A 21,726-nucleotide genomic window follows, 5' to 3' on the forward strand; every position below is an offset into this window, starting at 1 on the left:
TCGGCCCGAGCGCTTCAGCTCGGCTCAGGCCTCCGCTCCGCCCGCGTCCTCTTCGCGCACGCGGACCGCGGTGAACTCGTAGATCGTCTCGCCGTGGCCGCCGCTTGCCATGCGGAACTCCTTGTTGCGCATGTGGCACTCGTCGAAGGCGACGGAGCGGCCGCCCTCGCCGTGGCGGAGGTTGGCGACGATCTGGAACGCGGCCCCGCTGGCCGAGAGCGCGTCGAGCTCGGGGCTGGTCGAGGCCACGCGCACGCGGCCGACGACCCGTCGGGCTCCGTAGTACACGGCGAGGCGCTCGTCGCTGCCGAGGCCATGGACCTCGGCCTGCTCGCGCTCTTGCCGGTAATCGATCGACTGCACCCCGGCGATGCTGGTGTTGTCCACCAGGACGCCGGAGCTGTTGGCGGTGAAGACGGTCGACATGGCGGCTTCCTCAGTTCTTGACGGTGATCGTGGCGTAGACGTAATCGATGGCGCGGACCGGGCGGACCGCGACGTCGATGCGGACGATGCCCGCGGCGAAGTCGGTCTGCGACGAGTAGACGTCGACCTGGAAGGCCGGGCTCTCGCCGTCGACGGAGGGCACCAGCGCCCCGTCGCGCTCCATCTGGGTGAAGGTCGCAACGATCATCTGCTTGAGCGCGTTGCGGGCGTCGGCGTTGTTGAGCTCGCCGATGAAGCGGTCGGCGATGGCCTGGACCCGGCGCACGCACACGTCGGCGGTGCGCGTGACCGAGATCTGGTCGCCGGTGGTCGAGATGCCCTTGAGGCAGATCGTGCCCCGGCCGCGGCGCTTTTGGACCACGCACAGGTTGCCCTGCTCGCCGACGAGCTTGTCGAGCTCGCCGTCGCGGTAGCGGTGCAGCGGCACCCCGAGGGCGGCGATGCCCTTGAAGGTGGGCGACTGGAAGTACTCGAGGTGGCCGAGCAAGCCGGCGACGGCCCCCTCGCTGCCTGCGGGGGTGCACAGCACGAAGCGGCGGTCCCCGACCTCGCCGGCGTGGGCGACGATGGCCTTGACGTCGCCCTCCTCGCTCGGCGCGATCGAGCCGATCACGATGCGCGGCCGGGCCTTGTCGGCCTGGGCCCGGGCGTGCCCGAGCATGTGGCGCTGGACGGCGAGGTGGTCGAGGTCGGCGTCGGCCCAGCCCTGGAGCCCGGCGAGCAGCATGTCGACGGCCTCCTCGGCCGCGAGCGCGTCGACGGCGTCGGTCCACGCCCCCGTACCCGGCGAGGCCCCCCCGGCGAAGGACTTGGCGTCGCTCAGGGCCCGCGGCCAGCTCTTGGCCCCGGCGGGGCGGAAGCGGTCGATGGCCCGGACGAGGGTGCTGTCCTCGGCCAGGGCGGTGACCAGGTAGCGGCCGGCCTTGGGGTCCGGGTCCATGGTCAGGCCGTCGAAGTCCTCGCGGGGCGCGAAGCCGTCGTCGGTCTGGACCCCGACGACCAGGCGCACGGTCCCGGCGCGAGACCCCGTGAGCACGCGGACCCGCAGTCGGGTCGCGTCGGCCCCAGCGCTCGGCGCCGGCACGAGCACGGCGACGTCGTCGTCGGTGTTGGTCCGCCCGCGCAGGCCCAGGGCCCGCCCGGCGTCCCGGCCCCCGTGGAGCCGGCCGGCGTTGTCCGAAGTGGCCAGGGGCAGCAAGTCGGCGTCGCCGGCGTCCCGCAGCGCGGCCTGGACGTGGCCGTCGTCGTTGAGGGCGTCGACGATGGCCTGGGCGCTGGCCAGATCGCTCAGTACCGAGGTGCTGACGCCCACGCGCTCGACGGTCACGCTGACCGTGGCCTCGAGGTTCAGGGCGCCGCCGGTCGCCACGGGCAGCACCGCGCCGGTGGCCTCCGCGACGATCTGCCCGTGGGCCGCGAGGGCGTCGACGAGCGCGGTCAGGGTCTCGGCCACGTGCACCGCCGGCCCGCCGGCCATGCCCCCGACGGTCAGCGAGATGCCGCCGCCCGGTGCCGCCACGATCTCGACGGAGATGCTCGTGCCCGCGGACCCGGCATCGGCCGCGCGGACGGTCAGCGCGGCGTTGCCCTCGGCGTCGGGGAAGCTGCGGCTGGCCCGACCCGGCGCGACGGAGAAGGCCACGCCGTTGCCGGCCTCGCCCGAGTCCGTGGCCTCGAGATCGATGAGCGGACCGCCCGAGCCGACGATCGTCCCGATCGCGGCCTGAGCCGGCGCGTGGGCGATGGGCGTGGCCGTGGCCAGCAGCGCCGGCAGGTCGGTCATGAACACCGGATCGAGGGCGACGATGGTCTGGCTCTCGGCGTTGATGCGCCGGAAGAAGTCGTTGTCGTCGCCGGCCCGGAAGACCAGGTTGCGGTGACGCTCGATCACCGCGCCGTCGTATAGAAGATCGAGGTGCACCCGGCTGACGGTCACCCCGTCGGCGGCGAAGGCCCGGGTCACCCGGACCGAGAGCCGGTTGCCCCACGGGCCCACGGCCCGGGCCCGCAGCAGCGCGACCTTGTCGGGGCTGGGCAGCTCGTCGTCGAACAGCTCGAGCGCGGCCGGGACCCCGGCGCTCTCGTCGACCGGGGATACGATCAGCTGAGAGACCCCGTTTGCGAGGGCTGAGAGCGCCTCTGGGAAGCTATAGCGGGTCGCCGGGCCGAACAGCGCCAGCAACTCCTGGCTCGTGGTGACGGCGACGGGCCCCTCGCCGGGGTCGAGATCGACGATCCCCACGGCGCCGAGGATCCCCGTGCGCGACGGCAGAGGTGGCCTGACTTCGAAGCGCGTAGCGACGCTGACTCCTGGAACGACTAGTGCTTGCGGCATCCGAGCTCCTAGACTCGACGAATATCGATATCTCGATTCCCCAACAGCGAGGTGCTGCGCACCCTAGCATGCTGCGCAAGTCGCGGACAACGGGTTAATAACGCTCCGCTAACGCTCTCAGGTCACGATATCGTGGCTTTCCCATCCTCCCCTCCCAACCTCCACGTCGGGTGCAACACACAGTGACTGTTTAAAGTGTATTCAAAAATGACTCTCCAAAAATCCATGATGACTGCATTTAATTCACTCGACTCTCGGCCCTCTACTGTTGTCACCCCGGCGGACCAAAACGACCCACAATTCCCTTCGCGCCCTTCACGCCACTTCCGTGTATGGTCCCGCCGATGACCACCAACGATCCCTACGCCAAGGTCCGAGGCATCAGCGGCGCGCTGCTGATCTTCTTGGGCGCGCGCGCCAGCATGCGCGTGATCAGCTTCCTGGTCTTCCGCCTGACGGACCCGCCGCCCGGAGAGATCACCGCCGAGCAGTTCGATCGCATGCAGAGCATCGACGCCGCCTTGCTCGGCGTCGAGAACCTCGCCGCCTTCGTCGGCATGATCCTGTTCATCATCTGGACCTTCCGCGCGACCAAGGCGATCCGCGCCAGCGGCAAGGACACCAAGCTCGGCCCGGGCCTGGCCTCGCTGGGCTGGTTCATCCCCTTCGCCAACGTCGTGCTGCCGTGGCTGGGCGTCCGCGACATCCTCGACAAGCTCGGCGAAAAGAAGATGCTCGCGGGGATCTGGTGGATCCTGTGGCTGATCAACATGCCCCTCAACGGCGCCCAGAACCTCGGACGGCAGATGTCGCGCATGCCCGACGAGATCTACGACATGCTCTCCGCGGACCAGCTCATGGCCATGGAGGCGACCTTTTGGCCCTACTTCCTGATCGACACCGCGGCCTGGGCGATGCTCGTGCTGATCGTCTACAAGGTCCGCGAGGCCGTGACCAAGTAGTCCATCAAACGAGCGGCAGGTAGACGTCCGTGACCTGCTCGTGCTCGGCCACCCGGGGCACGCGCTCGATGTAGTGGAACACCAGCGGCGCGTCGCGGACCCGCTCGCCGCTGCCTGGGAGCCAGTCGCGGTACAGGCCCATCACGGTCTCGCCGATGGCGTCCGTGGACCCGCGGTGGCGGGCGACGGCGTAGCGACCCCCGGCGATGGTCTTGGCGACCACGCCGGCCTCGCGCGCCCGCGCGTCGCCGTCCAGCGATCGCGCCAGCTCGGCGCACACGTCGAAGCGAAAGTCCTCGGGCGCGACGCTCTCGGGGTCGTCGTAGAGCACCCCGAGGGTGCGCGTGCTCGGCTCGGGCGCGGCCTGGCTGCCCCGGCGCCAGGCGATGAAGCGCTGGACCGAGGCCATCAAGGTCGCCGGGGGGCCGCGGTGCTCGAGGGCGGCGACGGGGATGGGGTCGAGGGTGCGGAGGATCGGGGTGGCGGCGTCGGACATGGCGGCGTGGCTGTGGTGGAGGGCTCGGGGCAGCTCGAACTGCGCGTGCCAGCGCGGCCAGTCTGGCGCGCGGCGAAAGGCCGTGGGCGACTGACCCTGGACCGCGCGGAAGGCCCGGGCGAAGGCCTCGGGGCTGTCGAAGCCCGCGCTCAGGGCGACGTCGAGCACCCTCAGCTCGGGGCTGAAGGCGAGCTGCTGGGCGGCCCGGCGCAGGCGCAAGCGCGCGACGAAGCGGGCCACCGGCACGCCGACGTGGGCGCGGAACTGGCGGTGAAAGTGAAACTTCGACAGCCCCGCGACCTCGGCCAGGCGCGCCACCGGCAGGGCTTCGTCGAGGTGGGCCTCGATGAACGCCAGGGTCCGCTCGACGCGGCGGGCGTAGAAGCTGCTGGCGGTCTCGGTCGGGCGCATCGGGCCCACCGACCATGGCCCATCTGGGTCGAAAAAGCCTGACCGATCTTGCTCGGCATCGCTGAGGAGGTTTTTCGAGGCGCAGTTAATCCACTCACTCGCCGTCGGTATTACGCCAGTGATGGCTAACCAGCACACCACCAACGGCCGATCCAAGGCACCCTTGTACCTCGCCATGTTGTCACTAACGGCCATTGTCGCCTGTGACCTCGAGCCTGAGCAGGACGACGACGAAGACCGAACGATCATCACGACGGTCACCGAGGACGGGATCTACGAGGTCGACGCGACACCCGACGACGAGCTCGGGGCGAGGGAGCCCGAACGGCTCCCGCCGCTCCTCGCCCGGGTGCAGCGGGGGACCTCCGCGGTCGAGTGGCGAGCCCCGGACGATAGCCGCGGCGAAGTCATGCTGATGATCTCGGGGACCGAGGCGGACACCCCGATCATCGACATGGACACCGCCGAGACCCTGAGCCCCGTCGAGGCATGGGTCGCCATCGCGGACGCCCCGCGGGCGGTCCCCGAGCGCCTCCTGGCCCGGGCCACCGAGGCGGATCTCGAGCTCCTCGACAGCCCCGCGCGCATCGACAGCCTCCGCGCCGAGGTCCACGAAAAGGTCGCGCAGGCCCTCGAGCTTGGCTACGACGGCGCTGCGGCCGAGCACGAGCCCCACGCCTGGGGGACCTGCACCGCGAGCCAGGTCGCCACGGCCCGATCGGTCTACGGTAAGGGCTACACCAGCGCGGCGACCTGTGGCAACAACACGGGCCTCCACACGACCCATCGCGACTACTGGTACTGCAACGCCGGGGACTGCGACTACGATCTCGCGCTCACGGACATCGCCACGGGCGCCTGCATGCCGACAGTGACCGGTGGCGCCGCGATCGTCGGCGACCTGACCGCGGTGACCATGCGCGTCAACGCCTGGAACAATCACTCCTTTTCGACCCCCAGCCACCGCATCCGGGGCTTCGCCTACGAGTGCCACGGAGACAACCCCGTGCAGGTCCACATGGACTACGGCTCCGACGACTGGGACTGGAACCTCGCCAGCGGCTACTACGTGGGCGTGACCATCCTGGGTAGCCCCATGCTCCCGGGGCGCGCGAAGGCGATCAACATCGTCAGCTTGGGCTCGTGGGCGGACGGAATCGGGCAGTCTGGGGCGAGCTATAAGTCCTCGAACTTCTCGATCACGAGCAACGCCGCCCCTGGGGATCACGGGATCTTCTGCACCGACGCCCAAAAGCGACTGGACATGGAGGAGGGACCCACGGGCAACGGCCACGAGTGGTGTATCGGGTCGTGCTCCGTGGGCAACTGCTGGGATTACTGACTCGAGCGCGGCCGGCTCGGGCCCGGCCCGGCCCGGTCTTGGACGGGGAGGTGATTGGCCTCGTGGATAGGGCGCGGCGTCGACGTCGAGGGCTCTCTATCCCTTTGGTGGGCCTCGAACACGAGGCCTTCAACCCGCACAGGAGAGAGAACACGACCCGCGACAACACCCTCGCTCTCCAGTCTAGCAACCCCCGCCGAGGCCGCTTCGTGCGTGGCCTCGCCGCCGCCTAGCCCAGCCCGATCTCGCGCAGGCGCTGCCGCAGGAACGCGTCGGCGTTGATCGGCTCGGGGTAGGCGTTGGGCCGCTCGTCGCTGACGCACCCGCTGAGGGTCTCGATGGAGAACTCCGAGTTGGGGTGGACGAAGAAGGGGACCGAGTAGCGCGGCTTGCTGCGCCACGGCTCGGGCGGGTTGACCACGCGGTGGATGGTCGAGGGCAGCACGTCGTTGGTCAGGCGCTCGAGCATGTCCCCGACGTTGCACACGACCACGCCCTCGATGGTCGACACGGGGATCCACTCGCCGCTGCGGGCGAGCAGCTGCAGGCCCGGCTCGCCCGAGCCGACCAGCAAGGTGATCAAGTTGATGTCGCCGTGGGCCGCCGCGCGCACGGCCCCGTCGGCCCCCTGCTCGCCGCCCAGGGCCGGGTAGTGGATCGGCCGCAGGATCGAGTTGCCGTGGTCGACGACGGTCTCGAAGTAGTCGCCGGGCAGGCCCAGGTGCAGCGCGATGGCCCGGAGCACCCGGCGGCTGAGATCGTCCAGGGCCGCGTAGAGCTCGCTGAGGGTGTCGCGGAAGCCGGGCACCAGGTCGTCATCGGGCCACACGTTGGGCGCCATGGAGTCGCCCCAGTCGCTGCCCTCGGGCACGTCGCGGCCGACGTGCCAGAACTCCTTGAGGTCCGGCACGCTCGCGTCCTTGGCCTGCTCGACGCCGAAGGCCGTGTAGCCCCGCTGGCCCGCGCCGCCCTCGACGTGCAGGGCCATCTTGTCGTCCGTGGGCAGGGAGAAGAAGCCCTCGAGGACCGCGTAGGCCCGGGCGATCAGGGCCTCGTCGAGCTCGTGGCCGCGGATGCCGACGAAGCCCCAGGTCCGCAGGGAGTCGCCCAGATCCGCGACGAAGGCGCTGCGGTCCGCGTCGTCACCACGGTCGAAGCGGCGGATGTCCAGCTGGGGAATCTTCGCGACGATGTCGGGGGAGGCCTCGGTCATCGGGGCCTCGATATCACGGCGGCTGCGGCCGCAAAAGACCGCCCGCGCGACGAACTTGCGCCCCTCGCGGGCTCTGCGGATTCAGCGGTTGGTGGGCAGCGTGGCCCACAAGATCGCCCCCCAGACCAGGGGCACGAGGTTCACGCTCACGCCCAGGCGCAGGTCGGTGAGCGAGCCTTCGTTGCTGCCCAGGTACTGGTGGCTGAACTCGAGGCCGAGCACGCCCCACAGCGCCTCGAGGGCGAGGCCGTGGCGCAGGCCGTAGACCCCGGGCTCGCCGTCGTTGCCCACGTCGATGCCGCCCAGCACCAGGCGCGGGCGGTAGTAGGCCGCGATCACGTGGGTGCCGAAGCCCAGGCCCACGCCGACGTCGAACAGGTGGCCGCCGCGGCTCTCGTGGCGCTCGAGCCGGTAGGCGAGCTCGGGCCACACCCACAGCGTCGGGCCGCGGTCGCGGTCCAGGGGCGCGAGCATGGCCCCGGCGCCGACCTCGAGGGAGTAGGCCGAGGGCGGGCGCGCGCCGAGGGGGAAGGTCACCCCGTTGTCGATGCGCAGCGTCGGCATCCAGAAGATCTCGGGCAGGGCGTCGCTCTGGGCCTCGCGAGCCTCGCGCCGGGCGAGGCGATCGAGCAGGCGCTGATCTTCGATGGGCAGGGGATCGTCCGCCGGCGCCTCGCCCACGGCGCGCAGCTGGTGCACGCTGAGCCCGGCCTGGCTGGCGATCCAGGCCCGGTCTTCGGCCTCGTCGACGGTCAGCGCGTGGACCAGGCCGACCTCGCCGTCGATGAGCACGAAGCGGTCGCGCTCGAACAGCCACAGCTGCCCGCCGGCGGTCGCGACCACCCGATCGCCGGTGGCCGCCGAGATCCCGGCGAGGCCCGCGAAGCTCGGCGGTGGCTCGTCGGCGCGGGGCGGGCCGAGGGGGATGGGGTGCTCGCGGACGGGGACCGTGCCGAGCACGCGCAGCGGGTTGGGGCGCGGGCCTTCGGCGGCAGCCTCCGCTTCAGCTTCGGCTTCGGCCTCCGCCTCCGCCTTTGGCTCAGTCGGCTCGGCCGCCTCGCTCAGGCTCACGCGCAGCTCGCCCACGCGCAGCTCGAGCAGGCGGTCGCGCCCGGCCCGGACCCACAGGGTCTGCGTCACGTCGCTGTACCAGGCGTCGGTCCACGGCGCCTCGATGGACTCGGGCGAGAGCCCCGGGAGCAGCGGCCGATCCCACTCGCCGTCGCGGAAGCGGACCAGCATGCCGTCGCGGCCGACGAGGTGGATGGTCCCGCCCGGGGTCGCGGCGGCGTCGAGGGGGCGCAGGGTCTCGGGGTAGGGGTAGACCCGCCAGCGCAGGTTGCCGCGCTCGTAGAGCGCCCGGGTCTTGCCGATGGCGTAGATGAAGCCGCCGGAGTCCACGGCCACGGCCACGAGCTCGTCGCCCTCGAGCAGCGGGACCCGATCCTCGGCGACGCTGCCCGGGCTCCAGCGCACGACCCCGCCGTCGGCGGCCACAAACACGGCCAGATCCCCGCCCAGGCCCCGGCTGCCGTCGGCGTCGATGAACACCGACTCGCCCTGGGCCCCCTCGAGGGCCTCGCGCAGCGCCTGGCCGTCGCGGTCGACGACGAACAGGCTGCCCTTGCCGCCCGCGACCACGCGCTCTTCGCCGTCGAAGTAGAGCGAGCGGACCCGCTCGTCTCCGCCCTGCGCGTCCTGGGGGAGCTCGATCGCCCGGCCCGGATCGCCCGAGTCGACCACGCTGGTCCCCGGCGCTGGCGCCTCGGCCTCGTCCGGAGCCTCGGTCAGCGCCAGCGCCAGCGCCGACGCCAGGCAAGCGCGCAGCGCCAGCCCGATCATCCGCGCCCCTGCGCCGCGACCCAGGCCCGCACCCGACGGCGGAGCACCGGCAAGCTCACGGCCCCGGCCCCGAGCACCTGGTCGTGGAAGGCGGCGATGTCAAAGCGGTCTCCGAGCGCGGCCTCGGCCTCGGCGCGCAGCTTCAAGATCTCGAGCTGGCCGTACTTGTAGCCGAGCGCCTGCCCCGGCCAACCGACGTAGCGGTCGACCTCGTTGACGATGTTGGTCTCGGCCAGGGCGGTGTGCTCGCGCATGAAGGCCCGGGCCTGCTCGCGGGTCCAGCCCTTGCTGTGCATGCCCGCGTCGACGACCAGCCGAGACGCCCGCCAGGCCTCGTAGCTCAGCGCCCCGAGGCGGTCGAGGTCGTCGCGGTACAGGCCCATCTCGTCGGCGAGGCGCTCGGTGTACAGCGCCCAGCCCTCGACGAACACGGTCACCCCGGCGGTCCGCCGGACCATGGGCAGCTCGTCGAGCTCGAGGCTCAGGGCGATCTGCAGGTGGTGCCCCGGCACGGCCTCGTGGACCGCGAGCGCCCGGGCCTGAAAGCGCGGCCGCGTCGTCGGCTTGGAGGTGTTGACGTAGTAGTAGCCGATGGCCTCGTCGGGGGTCGGCGGGCCGTAGTAGCCGACGTAGGTGAAGGGCGCCTGGTAGTCGGGGATGCGCTTGACCTCGCAGGGGGCCTCGGGCAGCGCGTTGAACCACTTGGGCAGCTCGGCGGTGGCGGCCGCGAGGCTGTCCTGGGCGAAGGCCTCGACGGCCTCCGGGCTGTCGAAGTACAGGGCCGGATCGGTGCGCAGGCGCTCGAGCACCGCCGCGCGCCCGCCCTCTTTGACGAGCGCCTCGCCGAATACGGACGCGCCCAGGCGCTCGAACTCCGCGTCGATGCGCGCGATCTCCTGCAGGCCCAAAGCGTGGATGTCCTCGGCCGTGCGCGGCTCGCTGAGGTGCCGGAGGATCATCGCCTCGTAGCAGGCCGCGCCCTCGGGCAGGGCGCCGATGCCCACGGCCTCGGGGCCGCGCGCGGCCCCGAGCAGCTCGTCGCGGACCAGGGCGGCGAAGCGGTCCACCCCGGGGCGGAGCTCGCCGTCGATCACCGCTTCGAGATCGGCCTCGAAGGCCGCCCGCTGCTCGGCGGTCCAGCCCGCTCGTTGAGCCTCGAGCTTGTCCCCGGCCTCGATGAACAAGCCCCAGCCCTGGGCCTCGGTGCCCAGCTGCGAGTCGAGCAGCTCGGCGACGCGCTCGAGGGTCTCGCGGTCGGCGACCCGGCCGCGGCTCAGGCCGTCGCGCAAGTCGGCGATCCACGCGTCGACCACGGGCCCGTAGGCGCGCAGGCGCTCGAGCTCCGCCTCACCGGCGGCGGCGTCGACGAGGTAGGCCCGGCCAAAGGCGCCGTTGATCACCTCGACGGGGTTGGTGTTGAGGGAGATCGACCACGACCAGTACTCGCACACCTCCGCCGCGCGGCTGCTCTCGAGCTGGGCCCGGAAGGTCGCCGCCGTGATCGCGTCGCGCTCGCTCAGGCTCGCGTTGGCCTCGATGGTGTCGAGGGCCGCCAGCCACCGCTCGCGCCGCTCCCGACCCGCCTCGCGCCCAGCCGGGCCGTACTCGCCCCAGCCCGGCGCGCCGTAGTAGGGGCTGTGGTCGAGGGTGCTGCCCCAGTGCTCGGCGAGCAGCTCCCGGAGCTGCGGGTCGTCGACGCCGACGACCGCGTCCGCGATCGCCTCGGCCCGGCCCGCGTCGGTGTCCTCGGTCTCCGTCGGCGTCACCGCGTCCGTCGGGTCCGCGTCGGGCCCCGGGCGGCAAGCCGTGAGGGCGACGAAAGAGGCGAAGAGCGCGAGACGGGAGAGCGAGGACGGGCGGGGCATGGACGCGACGGAAGGATTTCAGGCCCGGGCAATCCGCGCAAGCCGGCCCCTGGAGCTATCCGTCCTCGCCCCCGGGCTGGACCTCTGCGCTGCGCTCTTTGGGCCACAGCGACGCCAGCGGCCCCGCGAATTTGAGCGGACCGACCATGCGCCAGAACGCGAGCAGGACCAGCGAGTACACCAGCAGCACCCCGAGCACCGTGAGCTGCTGCCCCGGATAGCCGTCGGCGAAGGTCCGCACCGGCCACGGCATCATCGCAAACAGGGGCAGGGCCAGCAGGGCCGAGGGCGTGACCGCGAGGACGTAGTTGCGCGCCGTCGGGCCCTGGAGCTGGGGGTCGAGCATGCGCAGCAGCGCCAGGCCCGTGGTCGCCGTGCCCGTGAGCGCGCCGTAGGTGATGATCGCGTGGTGGAAGGGCTGGTCGGGGAAGGCACGCCGCGCCAGCCACACGCAGGCCAAGAGCGTGCTCAGCCCGCCCATGGTGGTGATGAACAGCACCGGCGCGAGGTACTCGAGGAAGACCTCGATGCGCACCGCCGCCAGGGCGGCGCAGGTCGCCACGTCGACGATCGCGCTGGAGATGCGCGCGAGCAGGTCGTCGTCCAGGGGCGTGCCGCCGGGGAGCTTCGCGGCCAGGGGGCGCAGGGCCAAAGCGAAGCCCGTGGCGATCAAAAAGTGGAAGCCGTAGATCGTCGACTGCCGATCCTCGGGCACGAGCGGGGCGACCTTGGACAGGAACAGCCAGGTCCCCAGGTAGACGATGGCGATCGCCACGAGCTGGCCCGTGAGCGGCTCGAGGCCGCCGAGCTCGGCCCGGCGCGCGGGCGGGCGCTCGCACGGGGCTGCGTCCGCGTCCGCGCCCTCGCCCTCGGCCCCGCCGCCGAGCAGCGACAGCCCAGCCTGCTCGTGCCAGCCGCGGCGCCGGCCATAGGCGACCAGGGCCACGCCCCCGACGCAGCACCACGCGTAGCCCATGGCCGCGACGATCAGCCCCAGCTGCGCCCCGTCGGCGAAGCCGTAGTCCTTCGCCCAGCTCCCGCCCAGGGTCATCGCCGGCCCCGGGCCCTGGTTGAAGCCCAGGGGCAGCAGCATCGAGAAGCCCGAGTGCAGCGCCTTCTCGCCCGCGGCCGCGTTCCAGATCAGCACCGCGAGCAGGCCGATGACCCCCTGCATGGCCGCCAGCGCCGGGATCGCAAAGGTGATCGAGCGCGTCGCCCCCGAGCGCGAGTTCTTCTGCGGCGCCTGCAGGCTGACCGAGATGAACACCAGCGCCAGCGCGTGGTAGATGATCAGCTCGAGGCGCTCGCTCGAGAAGGGCAGCAGGTCCGCGCCCGCCGGGCCCAGGGCCATGCCCAGCACCCCAGCGATGAGCGCGTCGGGCATGCCCAGGCGCTGCAGGGGCGGGAGCAAGCGGCGCAGGCCGACCGCCGCGGCGATCAACGCCACGATGATCAGCAGGTCTTGTACGTAGCCTCCGGCCCAGTACTGCACGGCGGCTAGTGTGCCACCGGACTAGCCTGCGTGGGCCCCAGTCCCCCAAACAGAGACTCCTGTCACAGGTCCGGGGCACAGGAGGGCGGAAGCCCGACCGCCGGGGAGGAGGCCCCGTGACGGCTTTGCCGGCGCGGGGGAGGGACCGCGAAGCCCCTCCATCGAGATTAGGGGCTAGGGGGCCGTGGAAGGGCTTCCGGTAGGAAGTCCTGGTGCGGGCTCCTAGCTGTACACTTCTTCTCGAAGCACGCCGATGAAGGGCAGGTTGCGGTAGCGGCCGTTGTAGTCGAGGCCGTAGCCGACCACGAACTCGTTGGGGCACTCGAAGCCCACGTACTTGGCCCCCATGTCCTCGTTGGGCTTGCCCGCGCGCACGACCTTCTTGTCGAGCAGCGCCGCGATCTCCACGCTCGCCGGGCCCCGCCCGCGCAGGTTCTCGCGCAGGTACTGCAAGGTCAGCCCCGAGTCGATGATGTCCTCGACGATGATCACGTCGCGGCCGCTGATGCTCCGGTCGAGGTCCTTGAGGATGCGGACCACGCCCGTGGACTTGGTGCCCTTGTAGGAGGACACGGCCATGAAGTCGACGGTCAGGGGCAGGTTGATGGCCCGGGCCAGGTCGGCGAGGAAGGGGTAGGAGCCCTTGAGGATGGCCACGAGGAGCGGCTCCTTGCCCGCGTAGTCCCGGGTGATCTGCTCCCCCATGTCGAGGATCGTCGACTGCAGGGTGTCCACGTCGTAGAGGATCTCGCGCAGGTCCCCGCGCAGGCCACCCTCCCAGATCTTCGCGTAGCGCTCCGAGGTGCTCATGGCCGGACGCTACCACCCCTGGAGGTGGGCGCGAAACGCCGGTGAGCGGCCGCGAGCGGCCGTTCTCGGGCCTTTGGAGAAGCTCACGATTTTTCCCCGGGAGATCTCGACCCCCGCGCCCGCGACGTGTCAGCGTGGGGCCATGGCCGCGCCGTCGCCCGACACGCCCGTGGAGTTCTGGTTCGACTTCATCTCCCCCTACGCCTACCTCGCCTGGCAGCGCGTCCACGCCGTGGCCGAGGCCAGCGGCCGCGCGGTCGTCCATCGCCCCGTGGTGTTCGCCGGCCTGCTCAACCACTGGGGTCAGCTCGGCCCCGCCGAGATCGCGCCCAAGCGCCTGTGGACCTTCAAGCAGGTCTGCCGCCGGGCGGCCCGCCTGGGCGTGCCCCTGCAGCCCCCGCCCGGCCACCCCTTCAACCCCATCGCCAGCTTGCGCCTGGTCTGCGCCCTGCACGATCAGCTCGAGGACCAGCGCCGACTGATCGACGCCCTGTTCGACGCGACCTGGGGCGGCGGCCCGGGGGTCCACGACGCCGAGGCCCTGGCGGCCACCCTGAGCGCCGCGGGCTTCGACGCCCCCGCCATGCGCGCGCGCGCCCGCGAGCCCGAGGTCAAGCAGCGCCTGCTCGCCAACGCCCAGGAGGCCATCGAGCGCGGGGTGTTCGGGGTCCCGACCATGCTCGTCGGCGACGAGCTGTTTTGGGGCGACGACAGCTTCGAGGACCTCGACGCCTACCTGCGCGGCGAGGACCTCATCGACCTCGCGGCGCTCTCGGCCTGGGAGGGCCTGCGCGCCGACGCCCAGCGCCAGCGCTAGCGGCCCAGCTCGGCTACGGCCACTCGCGGCGCAGCAGGCCGAGCATGACCGAGTCTTGAACCCCGCCGCCCACGCGCCAGCGCTCGCGCATGTAGCCCTCGCGCTGAAAGCCCCAGCGCTCGAGCAGGCGCAGCGAGGCGTGGTTGTCGGGGTCGACGTCGGCCTCGAGGCGCGCGAGATCGAGGGGCTCCGAGAACGCGAAGGCGATCGCCGCCCCGACGGCCTCCCGGGCCCAGCCCTGCCCCCAGTGCGCCCGCGCCAGGGCGAAGCCGAGCTCCGCCCGGCGGTTGGCCTGGTTGACCTGGTAGAGGCTCACGGTCCCGATCACGGCGTCGTCGACCTTGCGGGCGATGCCCCACTGGTAAAAGCGGTGGGCGTGAAAGCCCGCCTGGATCTGCTCGACCATGGCCTCGGCCTCGTCGAGCTTCGCCAGCGGCAGCGTGCTCCAAAAGCGCATCACCTCGGGGTCCGAGAAGATCGCAAACAAGCTCGGGGCGTCGGCGAGGGTCAACCACCGCAGCCGCGCCCGCTCGCTCTCGAGGGTCGGCAGGCGCTCGCCGTCGAGGGCGGCCATCACTTCGCCGCGTTCTCGGCCCAGGCGACCAGGGCCTTCAAAAAGCGCCGATCCACGGGGCGCTCTTCGAGGTAGCTGGCGTGGTTCGAGGTCCCGTCGGTGGCCTTGAAGTGGTGGTCGAGGTGCTCGAAGCGGGCGACGGTCAATTTCCGCTTGTGCTTGGTCGCCGAGGCCTCGAGGGCGGAGACGTCCTTGACCGGATCGACCTCGAAGTCCTGGCCGCCCTGGGCCAGCCACATCGGCACGCGGGCCCGGAAGATCAGCGCGTCGGGGTCCTCCTGGAGGATCTCGCCGTACCACTGGGCCATGGGCTCGAGGTTGGGCGGGAGGCCCTCGCCGCTCTCGAGGGCCGCGAGCACGTCGGGCTGGGCGGCGAAGAGCTCGCGGTAGCCCCGGCCTGGGGTCGCGAGCATGGCCACGCCGACGATCTCCCGGGGGCGCATGGCCGCGAGCGCGAGCGCCCGCCAGCCGCCCTCGGCGTGGCCGATCGCCAGGATGTGGTCGGGGTCGACCTCGGCCTGGACCAAGAGGGTGCGGAAGGCCCGCTGGGCGTCGCCGCGCTGCCCCGCCCAGCTCATCGGCGCCTGCTCGCTCTCCCCGATGCCGCGCTCGTCGTAGCGGATGACCACGAAGCCCGCGTTGGCGAGGGCGTCGGTCATCTCGTGGTAGCCCAGGTCCACCGCGGGCGGCCCGGCGAAGCCGTAGCGATCGGCCGAGACGCTGCCGTTCAAGAACACCACGCCGGGGTACGGCCCGGGGCCGTGGGTGTCCGGGTCGGGCACGAGGACCTCGCCGGCCAGGCCCGCCTCGCCCGGCTGCCCCGGGAGCTCGACGGGGCGGATCGAGAAGCTCGCGTCCGCCGGTTTTTGGTACTTCAGCCCCTTGGGCCCGATCACCTCCCACTCCGGCCAGCGCGGGTGGGCCATGGTCGTGACCACGAGCTCGTCCTCGCGCACCTCGATGCGGTTGATGCGGCCGTCCTCGAACCAGATCTCCTCGCCGAGGCTGGTGTCGAGGACCACCGTCGTGCCCTTCTTCTCGACGGTCGCCGACCACGGATCGGCCCTGCCCGCCGACAGGCTGATCAAGCGCCACTCGTTCTCGCCGAGGACCAGCTCGCGGGCGCCGAACATCAGCTCCTCGTGGATCGTCGACATGTAGCCCATGAAGGCCGTGCCGGGGTCGTAGGCCAGCTCTTCGCGCTCGATCTGCGGCAGCCCGGCGTCGGCCTCGATGCGCAGCATGGCGTCGCCCGGGTCCACGGCGAAGCTCAGCTGCGCGGCCATCGAGCGCTCCCACCCGCCGACGAGGTTGCCCTCGCCGTCGACGAGCAGCTCCGAGGCCCAGCGCACCGGCTTGGACCCCGGCGGCAACAGCTCGACGCGGGTCTCGATGCGGTGCAGGGTCTCGCCGGCCTGGACCACGGTGCCGCCGTAGCGCCCCCAAGAGCGCCCGATCGTCGTGCCCAGCTGGGTGAATTCAAACGCCCGGATCTCCCCGACCTCGTAGAGCTCCCCGATCGCCCGGGCCGGGTCGACCACCGTGTCCACCTCGGCCGCGGCGCCCTCCCCCGGGCTCGCGCTCCCCTCCCCCGGAGGCGGCGGCGTCAGGCAGGCCGTCGCGCTCCCAGCCGTGGCCGTGAGCAGAGCGGTGAGGGCAATCCCTGGCCAAGGCCGATGCATCCGTCGGACTATACAGGCGCCATGCCCTGGGACCGAGACCAGATCGCCACCCGCGCAGCCCGAGAGCTGGAGCCCAACAGCGTCGTCAACCTCGGCATCGGCATCCCGACCCTCGTCGCCAACCACATCGGCCCCGAGCAGAACATCTTCTTGCACTCGGAGAACGGCCTGCTCGGCATGGGCCCCTTCCCCCACGACGACGAGGTCGACGCCCAGGTCATCAACGCCGGCAAGCAGACCGTCACCGTGCTCCCCGGCGGCAGCACCTTCGACAGCGCCCTGAGCTTCTCGATGATCCGCGGCGGCCACGTCGACGTCGCCATCCTCGGCGCCATGCAGGTCAGCGCCGCCGGCGATCTCGCCAACTGGATGGTCCCCGGCAAGAAGGTCGCCGGCATCGGCGGCGCCATGGATCTGGCCACCGGCGCCCGCAAGGTCATCGCCGTCATGCGCCACCGCTCCCGGGACGGCGCCAGCAAGGTCCTCGAGGCCTGCACCCTCCCGCTCACCGCCATGCGCTGCGTCGACCTGGTGATCACCGACCTCGGCGTCCTGCGCCCCATTGGCGCAGGCTTGGGCTTCGAGCTCGTGGAGCTCGCCGAGGGCGTCGACGAGGCCGCGATCCGCGAAGCCACCCAGGCCCCGGTCGTGCGCGCCTGAGCTCCAGCTTCGCCGAGAATTGTGAGCAAGCACAACGCTGGGGGGCTGGCGTCTGCCGACGGTTCGTGTAGGTTTCGCGTCCCACCGGGCTTGTAGCTCAATTGGCAGAGCAGCGGACTCTTAATCCGCGGGTTGTAGGTTCGATTCCTACCAGGCTCACTCCCGAGACCGCCGACTTCGGCGGTCTCGTTTTTGGTTCAGGATCCGAGCCGCGGCACCGCGGGCAGGCTCCCGCCCTCGGAGGTCGACGCCCGGCCCAACCACGGCCCCAGGCGCTCGCGCAACAGCGCCGCGGCGCCTTCCATGAGCGCGTCGGCGATCTGGTCGACGTGCCGCGCACGCCACGGCTCGAGGGCCGTGCCGCGCACCCACTGGTTGAAGGCGCCCATCGAGGGCCCGCAGTGGACCTGATAGTCGGAGCGCTGCTCCGCCGCGCCGGTCAGCGCCAGGCGGCTGGTGTGGGCGAAGTACCACTTGAAGATCATCGCCATGCGCTGCTTGGGGCTCGCCGCGGCCCGGGCCAGGAGCTCGGGGCGGTGCTCGCCGTACCAGCGCTCGCACTCGGCCCAGACCTCGTCGACGCTGCGCTTGAAGTAATTGCGCTCGATCCGGCGCAAGGTCGCCGGGGCGATGTCCTCGATGCGCTCGTGGAGGCGGTAGAGGTCGTAGAGCTTGTTGGCGCGGACGGGGAAGAGCAGGCCCTTGCGCGCGACCTGGACCCGAGAGCCGAGCTCGAACATGTCGCCGGCCGGGGCGTAGTCGGTGTCGGCGACGTCGAGGGTCGCGAGGATGTCCTTGACGGCGTCGCTGGTCCCGGCCTCGGGGGTGCACTGGTTGATCGAGCCGGTGAGCACGTAGTCGGCCCCGAGCATGAAGGCCGCGAACGCGGCGCTGGGCGTGCCGATGCCCCCCGCCGCGCCCACGCGGACGCGCTCGGGGTGCGGGCGCGCGGCCATGGCCGCGTCGCGCAAACTGGCGATGGCCGGGAGCAAGGTCGGCAGCGAGCCCATGTCCGTGTGCCCGCCCGAGTCGGCCTCGACGGTGAGGTCGTGGCACAGGGGCAGCTCGCGGCCGAGGGCGGCCTCTGTGGCGCTGAGCTTGCCCTCCCGGACCAGGGCGTCGAGGAGCTCGGCGGGCGCGGGGGCCATGAGCTGCGCGGCGACCTCGGGGCGCGAGACCTTGGCGACGACGCGGCGCGCGGCCACGACCTCGCCCTGGGCGCCCCGCCGAGCGCCCCGCAGGCGGAAGCAGACCAGCGCCGGGCTGACCTGCATGAAGGCCGAGGCCTCGAGGGTGTGGACGCCCTTGCGCAGGAAGAGCTCGACCTCGGCGAGCTCGCGGGCGGCGTCGTCGGGGTGGGCGAGGAGGTTGCAGCCGTAGATCCCGTCTGTGCCGAGCTCGGCCTGGACCGCGTCCACGGCTCCGTCGATCTCGGCGAGGGACAGGCCGCCCGTGCCCAGGAAGCTCAGCAGCCGCGCCTTGCCCATGCGCGCGACCAGGGCCGGCGAGGCGATGGCGCGGTACATCGAGCCGCTGGCGTAGGCCAGGCGCACGCGGTGCGCGGCCTGGAAGGCGGGATCGCCCAGGGCGGCGGCGTCGAGCTTCGCGGGCGCGGGCGCGGGAGCAGGCGCAGGCGCAGGGCGTCCGGAGCCGAGGCTGCGGATCTTCGGGGTCATGCGTCCGCGCGGAGTCTCCCGCTCGGGCGTGCGTGGCTTGGCGCGACCGCCCACGGGCAACACCCGCACCCGCGGCAGCTTGGTCGAGGGGCGGCGAACGGGGCGAGGCTCGACCTTCGGGGTCGCCTCGACCTCCGGAGCCACCTCGACCTTCGGCGTCGGCTCGACCTTCGGCGCCGCAACGACCTTCGGCCGCGGGGCCTCCTGGATGCGCCGGATCATCTTGGTCAGCACGTCCCCGGGCCCGCACTCGAGAAACTCCGTGACCCCGACGTCGAGCATGTGGTGCACCGACTCCACCCAGCGCACCGCGCCGGCGATCTGCTCGCTGAGCCAGGCCGCGACCGTCGCCTCCGTGTAGGGCTGGGCGCTGACGTTGGCGATCACCGGGCTGGCCGGGGCGCGCAGCTCGAAGCCCTCGAGGAAGCGCGCGAAGGCGTCCTGGGCCGGGCGCATGGCGCGGGAGTGGAAGGCCGCCGAGACGTTGAGGACCGCGTAGGCGCGGATCGGCTCGGCCTCGAAGATCGGCTTGAGCCGGGCGATCTCGGCCGTGGGTCCGGAGATCACGGTCTGCGTCGGCCCGTTGAGGTTGGCGACGTCCACGGTCTGCGCCCCGCTGCGCGCGAGCACGGCCCGGACCGCGTCGGCGTCGATGCCCAGGACCGCGGCCATGCCTCCATCGGCGGCCTGATCCATGAGCTGCGCCCGGCGCTGGACCAGGCGCACCCCCGTCTCGAAGTCGAAGGCCCCGGCGGCCCACAGCGCGTTGTACTCGCCCAGGCTGTGCCCGGCGAACAAAGCGGGCGCGCGGCCGTTGCCGTGCTCGCCCCGGACCTCGAGCCAGTGCAGGGCGTTGACCACGAACAGCGCCGGCTGGGTGAACAGGGTCCGGCTGAGCTCGCGCCTGGGGTCGCGCAGGCACAGCTCCTCGATGGAGTAGCCGAGCACGGCGTCGGCCGTGCGCACGAGCTCGCGGTGGCGCTCGAACAGGCCCTTGCCCATGCCGCGGCGCTGGGCGCCCTGACCGGGGAACACGACGGCGAGGCTCATCGCGCACCTCCGCGGCCCTCGAGGGCGCGCCGGCGCATGTCCGCCGGCAGCACCGAGCGGTTGTAGACGTAGTCGCGGAGCACGTCCTCGCCGCCCTCGACCACGGACACGTAGCGCATGTCCCGGACGAGCTTGCCGATCAGCGAGTCCTCGGTGTAGCCGAGGCCGCCGAACATCTCCGAGCCCACGCTGGCCACGCGCCAGCCGATCTGCCCGCACACGACCTTGGCCGTGACCGTCGACGCCAGCGAGCCGGCGGCCATGAACACCGCCGCGGCGTCGCTGCGCCCGCGCAGCGCGTCGAAGTCTCGGGCCGCGGCCTTGCACACGCAGCGCATGGTGTCGATGTCCATCTGCACCTGGCCGAGCTTGGCCGCGAACACGGCGTTGTCGATGAGCGCCTCGCCCTTGACCCGCTTGTCCTGGGCGTAGTCGAGGCACAGGTCGCGGATCCGCCGGGCGATGCCCAGGGCGCACGCGGCGATGAGCGTGCGGCTGGGGTTGAGGCCGATCTCCAGCAAGCGCACGCCGTTGCCCTCGAGGGCCGCGTCGGCGGGGACCCGGCAGCCGCGCAGGCGCAGCTCGTAGGTCGCCGAGCTGCGCACGCCGATCATCGGCCAGCGCCGCAGCACCTCGACGCCGGGACGCGTCAGCGGGTCCTCGACCACGAAGCCGCGCAGCTCGTCGCGGGCGACGTCGCGGGCGATGACCAGCCAGTGGTCGGCGATGCCGGCGTTGGTCGAGAAGTACTTCTCGCCGTCGAGGACCCACTCGTCGCCCTCGCGCCGGGCGGCCGTGGCCATGCGCAGGAGCTCCGAGCCGGCCAGGCGCTCGCTGCCGAGGGTCGCCGAGGTCACCCCGCCCCTGGCCAGGGCGCCGAGGCAGCGCCGCTTGTGGGCCTCGCTGCCGTAGAGGTCGATGACCGTGGAGCCGATCACGGCGATGAACAGGGACAGGGCCAGGCCGGCGTCGCCGTAGGCGAGGGCGTCGACGATGTCCACGCTCTCGCTCAAGCTCAGGCCCCGGCCGCCCTGGGCCTTGGGCACCCACCAGTTGTCGAGGCCGCGCTCGACGAACTCTTGGTACTGGCGCGAGGGCGCCTTGGGTCGATCGTCCAGCCGCAGCTCGCGGCCGAGCACGCGCTCGCGGACGAAGGCCTCGACCGGATCGGTCAAGGTCTCGGCGCGCGGCTCCAAAGAGAGGTCGTGGGATAAGTGCATGGACTCAGCCTCGGTGAGTGGGGGTGGGGTCGAGGGGGGAAGCAGGGGTGGCCCCGGCGCGCAGGACCGGCGCCAGGGCGGTGGTGATCAGCTCGAGCACCTGGCCCTGGTGGGTGCCCAGGAACAGGTGCCCGGCGGCGAAGGTGCGCATGGTGAAGGGGCCGCGGGTGTGCTCGCGCCAGCCGAGGGCCTCGGCCTTGGTGACCATGGGATCCGCGTCGCCGCGCAGCATGGTCATGGGGCAGCGCAGGCGCGGGCCCGGCGGGCACAGGTAGTTCTCGGCCACCGAGAGGTCCGCGCGCAGGATCGGCACGAAGATGCGCATGAGCTCGGGGTCCGCGAGCACCGTCTCCGGCGTGCCGCCCATGCGCCGCAGCGCCGCGGCCAGCTCGTCCTCGGGCAAGGCGTGCAAGGGCGCGGGGTCGGGCAAGTGAGGCGCGCGGCGGGCCGAGGCGAACAGGTGCACGGGCTCGCGGCCGTAGAGGCGCCGCAGCTGCCGGGCCAGCTCGAAGCCCACGCACGCGCCCAGGCTGTGGCCAAAGATCGCAAAGGGCTGGTCGGGGTTGGGGCCGGACTGGAGGCTCGGACCGATCGCCGCCACGAGCTCGCGCATCAGCGGATCCATGGCGTCGTAGAGCGGCTCGCGCAGCCGTCGCTCCCGGCCGGGGAGCTGCACGGCGCAGACCTCGATGGACTCGGGCAGCGCGTCGCTCCACGGCCGAAACACCGAGGCCGCGCCCCCGGCGAAGGGGATACAGATCAGGCGCACGCGAGCGTGCGGGCGCGGGCGATGGCGGACGAGCCAGGGGCTTTGAGAGGGGTCGGACATGGT

At 72.0% G+C, this 21,726-nt stretch carries 17 protein-coding genes and 1 tRNA gene; 5 read left to right on the forward strand and 13 right to left on the reverse strand.

The window, feature by feature from the left end; translation table 11 throughout:
• Positions 1-24: 24 nt before the first annotated feature.
• Both PPSIR1_RS04205 and PPSIR1_RS49960 read right to left on the reverse strand, forming a co-directional pair.
• Positions 25-426 (reverse strand): hypothetical protein, encoded by a 402-nt coding sequence (locus tag PPSIR1_RS04205; protein WP_006969744.1) that lies wholly within the window; start codon positions 424-426, stop codon positions 25-27.
• A gap of 10 nt (positions 427-436) precedes the next feature.
• Positions 437-2,689 carry a phage tail sheath C-terminal domain-containing protein gene (locus PPSIR1_RS49960; RefSeq protein WP_006969745.1) on the reverse strand — a complete coding sequence of 751 codons (2,253 nt, stop codon included), beginning with the start codon at positions 2,687-2,689 and terminating at the stop codon, positions 437-439.
• A 437-nt stretch (positions 2,690-3,126) separates the two neighbouring features.
• Here PPSIR1_RS49960 and PPSIR1_RS04215 point away from each other — a divergent pair, with 437 nt between their 5' ends.
• A complete protein-coding gene (locus tag PPSIR1_RS04215; RefSeq protein WP_006969746.1) occupies positions 3,127-3,744 on the forward strand; it encodes a DUF4328 domain-containing protein in 618 nt (205 codons plus the stop codon).
• 4 nt (positions 3,745-3,748) lie between these two features.
• On the opposite strand, the gene PPSIR1_RS04220 is transcribed toward PPSIR1_RS04215, so the two are convergent.
• A complete protein-coding gene (locus PPSIR1_RS04220; RefSeq protein ID WP_006969747.1) occupies positions 3,749-4,651 on the reverse strand; it encodes an AraC family transcriptional regulator in 903 nt (300 codons plus the stop codon).
• A gap of 121 nt (positions 4,652-4,772) precedes the next feature.
• Here PPSIR1_RS04220 and PPSIR1_RS04225 point away from each other — a divergent pair, with 121 nt between their 5' ends.
• Positions 4,773-5,993: a hypothetical protein gene (locus PPSIR1_RS04225; protein ID WP_006969748.1), complete on the forward strand. Its 1,221-nt coding sequence runs from the start codon at positions 4,773-4,775 to the stop codon at positions 5,991-5,993.
• Between the two features lie 229 nt (positions 5,994-6,222).
• Here the strand turns inward: PPSIR1_RS04225 and PPSIR1_RS04230 are convergent, their stop codons facing one another.
• From PPSIR1_RS04230 to hpt, 5 genes are all read right to left on the reverse strand, one after another.
• Positions 6,223-7,185, reverse strand: a complete 963-nt coding sequence (locus PPSIR1_RS04230) for an isopenicillin N synthase family dioxygenase (protein WP_045115362.1) — start codon at positions 7,183-7,185, stop codon at positions 6,223-6,225.
• 102 nt (positions 7,186-7,287) lie between these two features.
• On the reverse strand, positions 7,288-9,048 hold the full coding sequence (locus PPSIR1_RS04235) for a hypothetical protein (RefSeq protein ID WP_006969750.1): 1,761 nt from the start codon (positions 9,046-9,048) through the stop codon (positions 7,288-7,290).
• Complete coding sequence (locus PPSIR1_RS41775) at positions 9,045-10,913, reverse strand: DUF885 domain-containing protein (RefSeq protein WP_006969751.1); 1,869 nt, start codon at positions 10,911-10,913, stop codon at positions 9,045-9,047. Before PPSIR1_RS41775 ends, PPSIR1_RS04235 begins: the two co-directional genes overlap by 4 nt.
• Before the next feature lie 55 nt (positions 10,914-10,968).
• Complete coding sequence (locus PPSIR1_RS04245) at positions 10,969-12,405, reverse strand: sodium/glutamate symporter family protein (protein WP_006969752.1); 1,437 nt, start codon at positions 12,403-12,405, stop codon at positions 10,969-10,971.
• Positions 12,406-12,627: 222 nt separating this feature from the next.
• The gene (hpt, locus tag PPSIR1_RS04250; RefSeq protein WP_006969753.1) at positions 12,628-13,215 is read right to left on the reverse strand and encodes a hypoxanthine phosphoribosyltransferase; all 588 of its coding nucleotides are present in this window, start codon (positions 13,213-13,215) and stop codon (positions 12,628-12,630) included.
• Between the two features lie 142 nt (positions 13,216-13,357).
• Between hpt and PPSIR1_RS04255 the strand changes: the two genes are divergently transcribed.
• Positions 13,358-14,032, forward strand: a complete 675-nt coding sequence (locus PPSIR1_RS04255; RefSeq protein ID WP_006969754.1) for a 2-hydroxychromene-2-carboxylate isomerase — start codon at positions 13,358-13,360, stop codon at positions 14,030-14,032.
• Between the two features lie 13 nt (positions 14,033-14,045).
• On the opposite strand, the gene PPSIR1_RS04260 is transcribed toward PPSIR1_RS04255, so the two are convergent.
• Positions 14,046-14,606 carry a GNAT family N-acetyltransferase gene (locus PPSIR1_RS04260; protein WP_006969755.1) on the reverse strand — a complete coding sequence of 187 codons (561 nt, stop codon included), beginning with the start codon at positions 14,604-14,606 and terminating at the stop codon, positions 14,046-14,048.
• Positions 14,606-16,288, reverse strand: coding sequence for an alpha/beta hydrolase family protein (locus tag PPSIR1_RS04265; protein WP_086000995.1), 1,683 nt, complete (start codon positions 16,286-16,288; stop codon positions 14,606-14,608). The genes PPSIR1_RS04260 and PPSIR1_RS04265 overlap by 1 nt, the downstream gene beginning before the upstream one ends.
• Before the next feature lie 21 nt (positions 16,289-16,309).
• Here PPSIR1_RS04265 and PPSIR1_RS04270 point away from each other — a divergent pair, with 21 nt between their 5' ends.
• The gene (locus PPSIR1_RS04270) at positions 16,310-16,948 is read left to right on the forward strand and encodes a 3-oxoacid CoA-transferase subunit B (protein WP_006969757.1); all 639 of its coding nucleotides are present in this window, start codon (positions 16,310-16,312) and stop codon (positions 16,946-16,948) included.
• 86 nt (positions 16,949-17,034) lie between these two features.
• Positions 17,035-17,107, forward strand: a tRNA-Lys gene (locus PPSIR1_RS04275).
• Positions 17,108-17,145: 38 nt separating this feature from the next.
• On the opposite strand, the gene fabD is transcribed toward PPSIR1_RS04275, so the two are convergent.
• Genes fabD through PPSIR1_RS04290 form a run of 3 tightly spaced genes read right to left on the reverse strand, consistent with a single transcriptional unit; the run spans position 17,146 to position 21,723 of the window.
• A complete protein-coding gene (gene fabD, locus PPSIR1_RS49965) occupies positions 17,146-19,674 on the reverse strand; it encodes an ACP S-malonyltransferase (protein WP_006969758.1) in 2,529 nt (842 codons plus the stop codon).
• Positions 19,671-20,894, reverse strand: a complete 1,224-nt coding sequence (locus PPSIR1_RS04285; protein WP_006969759.1) for an acyl-CoA dehydrogenase family protein — start codon at positions 20,892-20,894, stop codon at positions 19,671-19,673. The genes fabD and PPSIR1_RS04285 overlap by 4 nt, the downstream gene beginning before the upstream one ends.
• A 4-nt stretch (positions 20,895-20,898) precedes the next feature.
• A complete protein-coding gene (locus PPSIR1_RS04290; protein WP_045115338.1) occupies positions 20,899-21,723 on the reverse strand; it encodes a thioesterase II family protein in 825 nt (274 codons plus the stop codon).
• Between the last annotated feature and the right edge of the window lie 3 nt (positions 21,724-21,726).

This window comes from Plesiocystis pacifica SIR-1 (assembly GCF_000170895.1).
Lineage (GTDB): Bacteria > Myxococcota_A > Polyangia > Nannocystales > Nannocystaceae > Plesiocystis > Plesiocystis pacifica.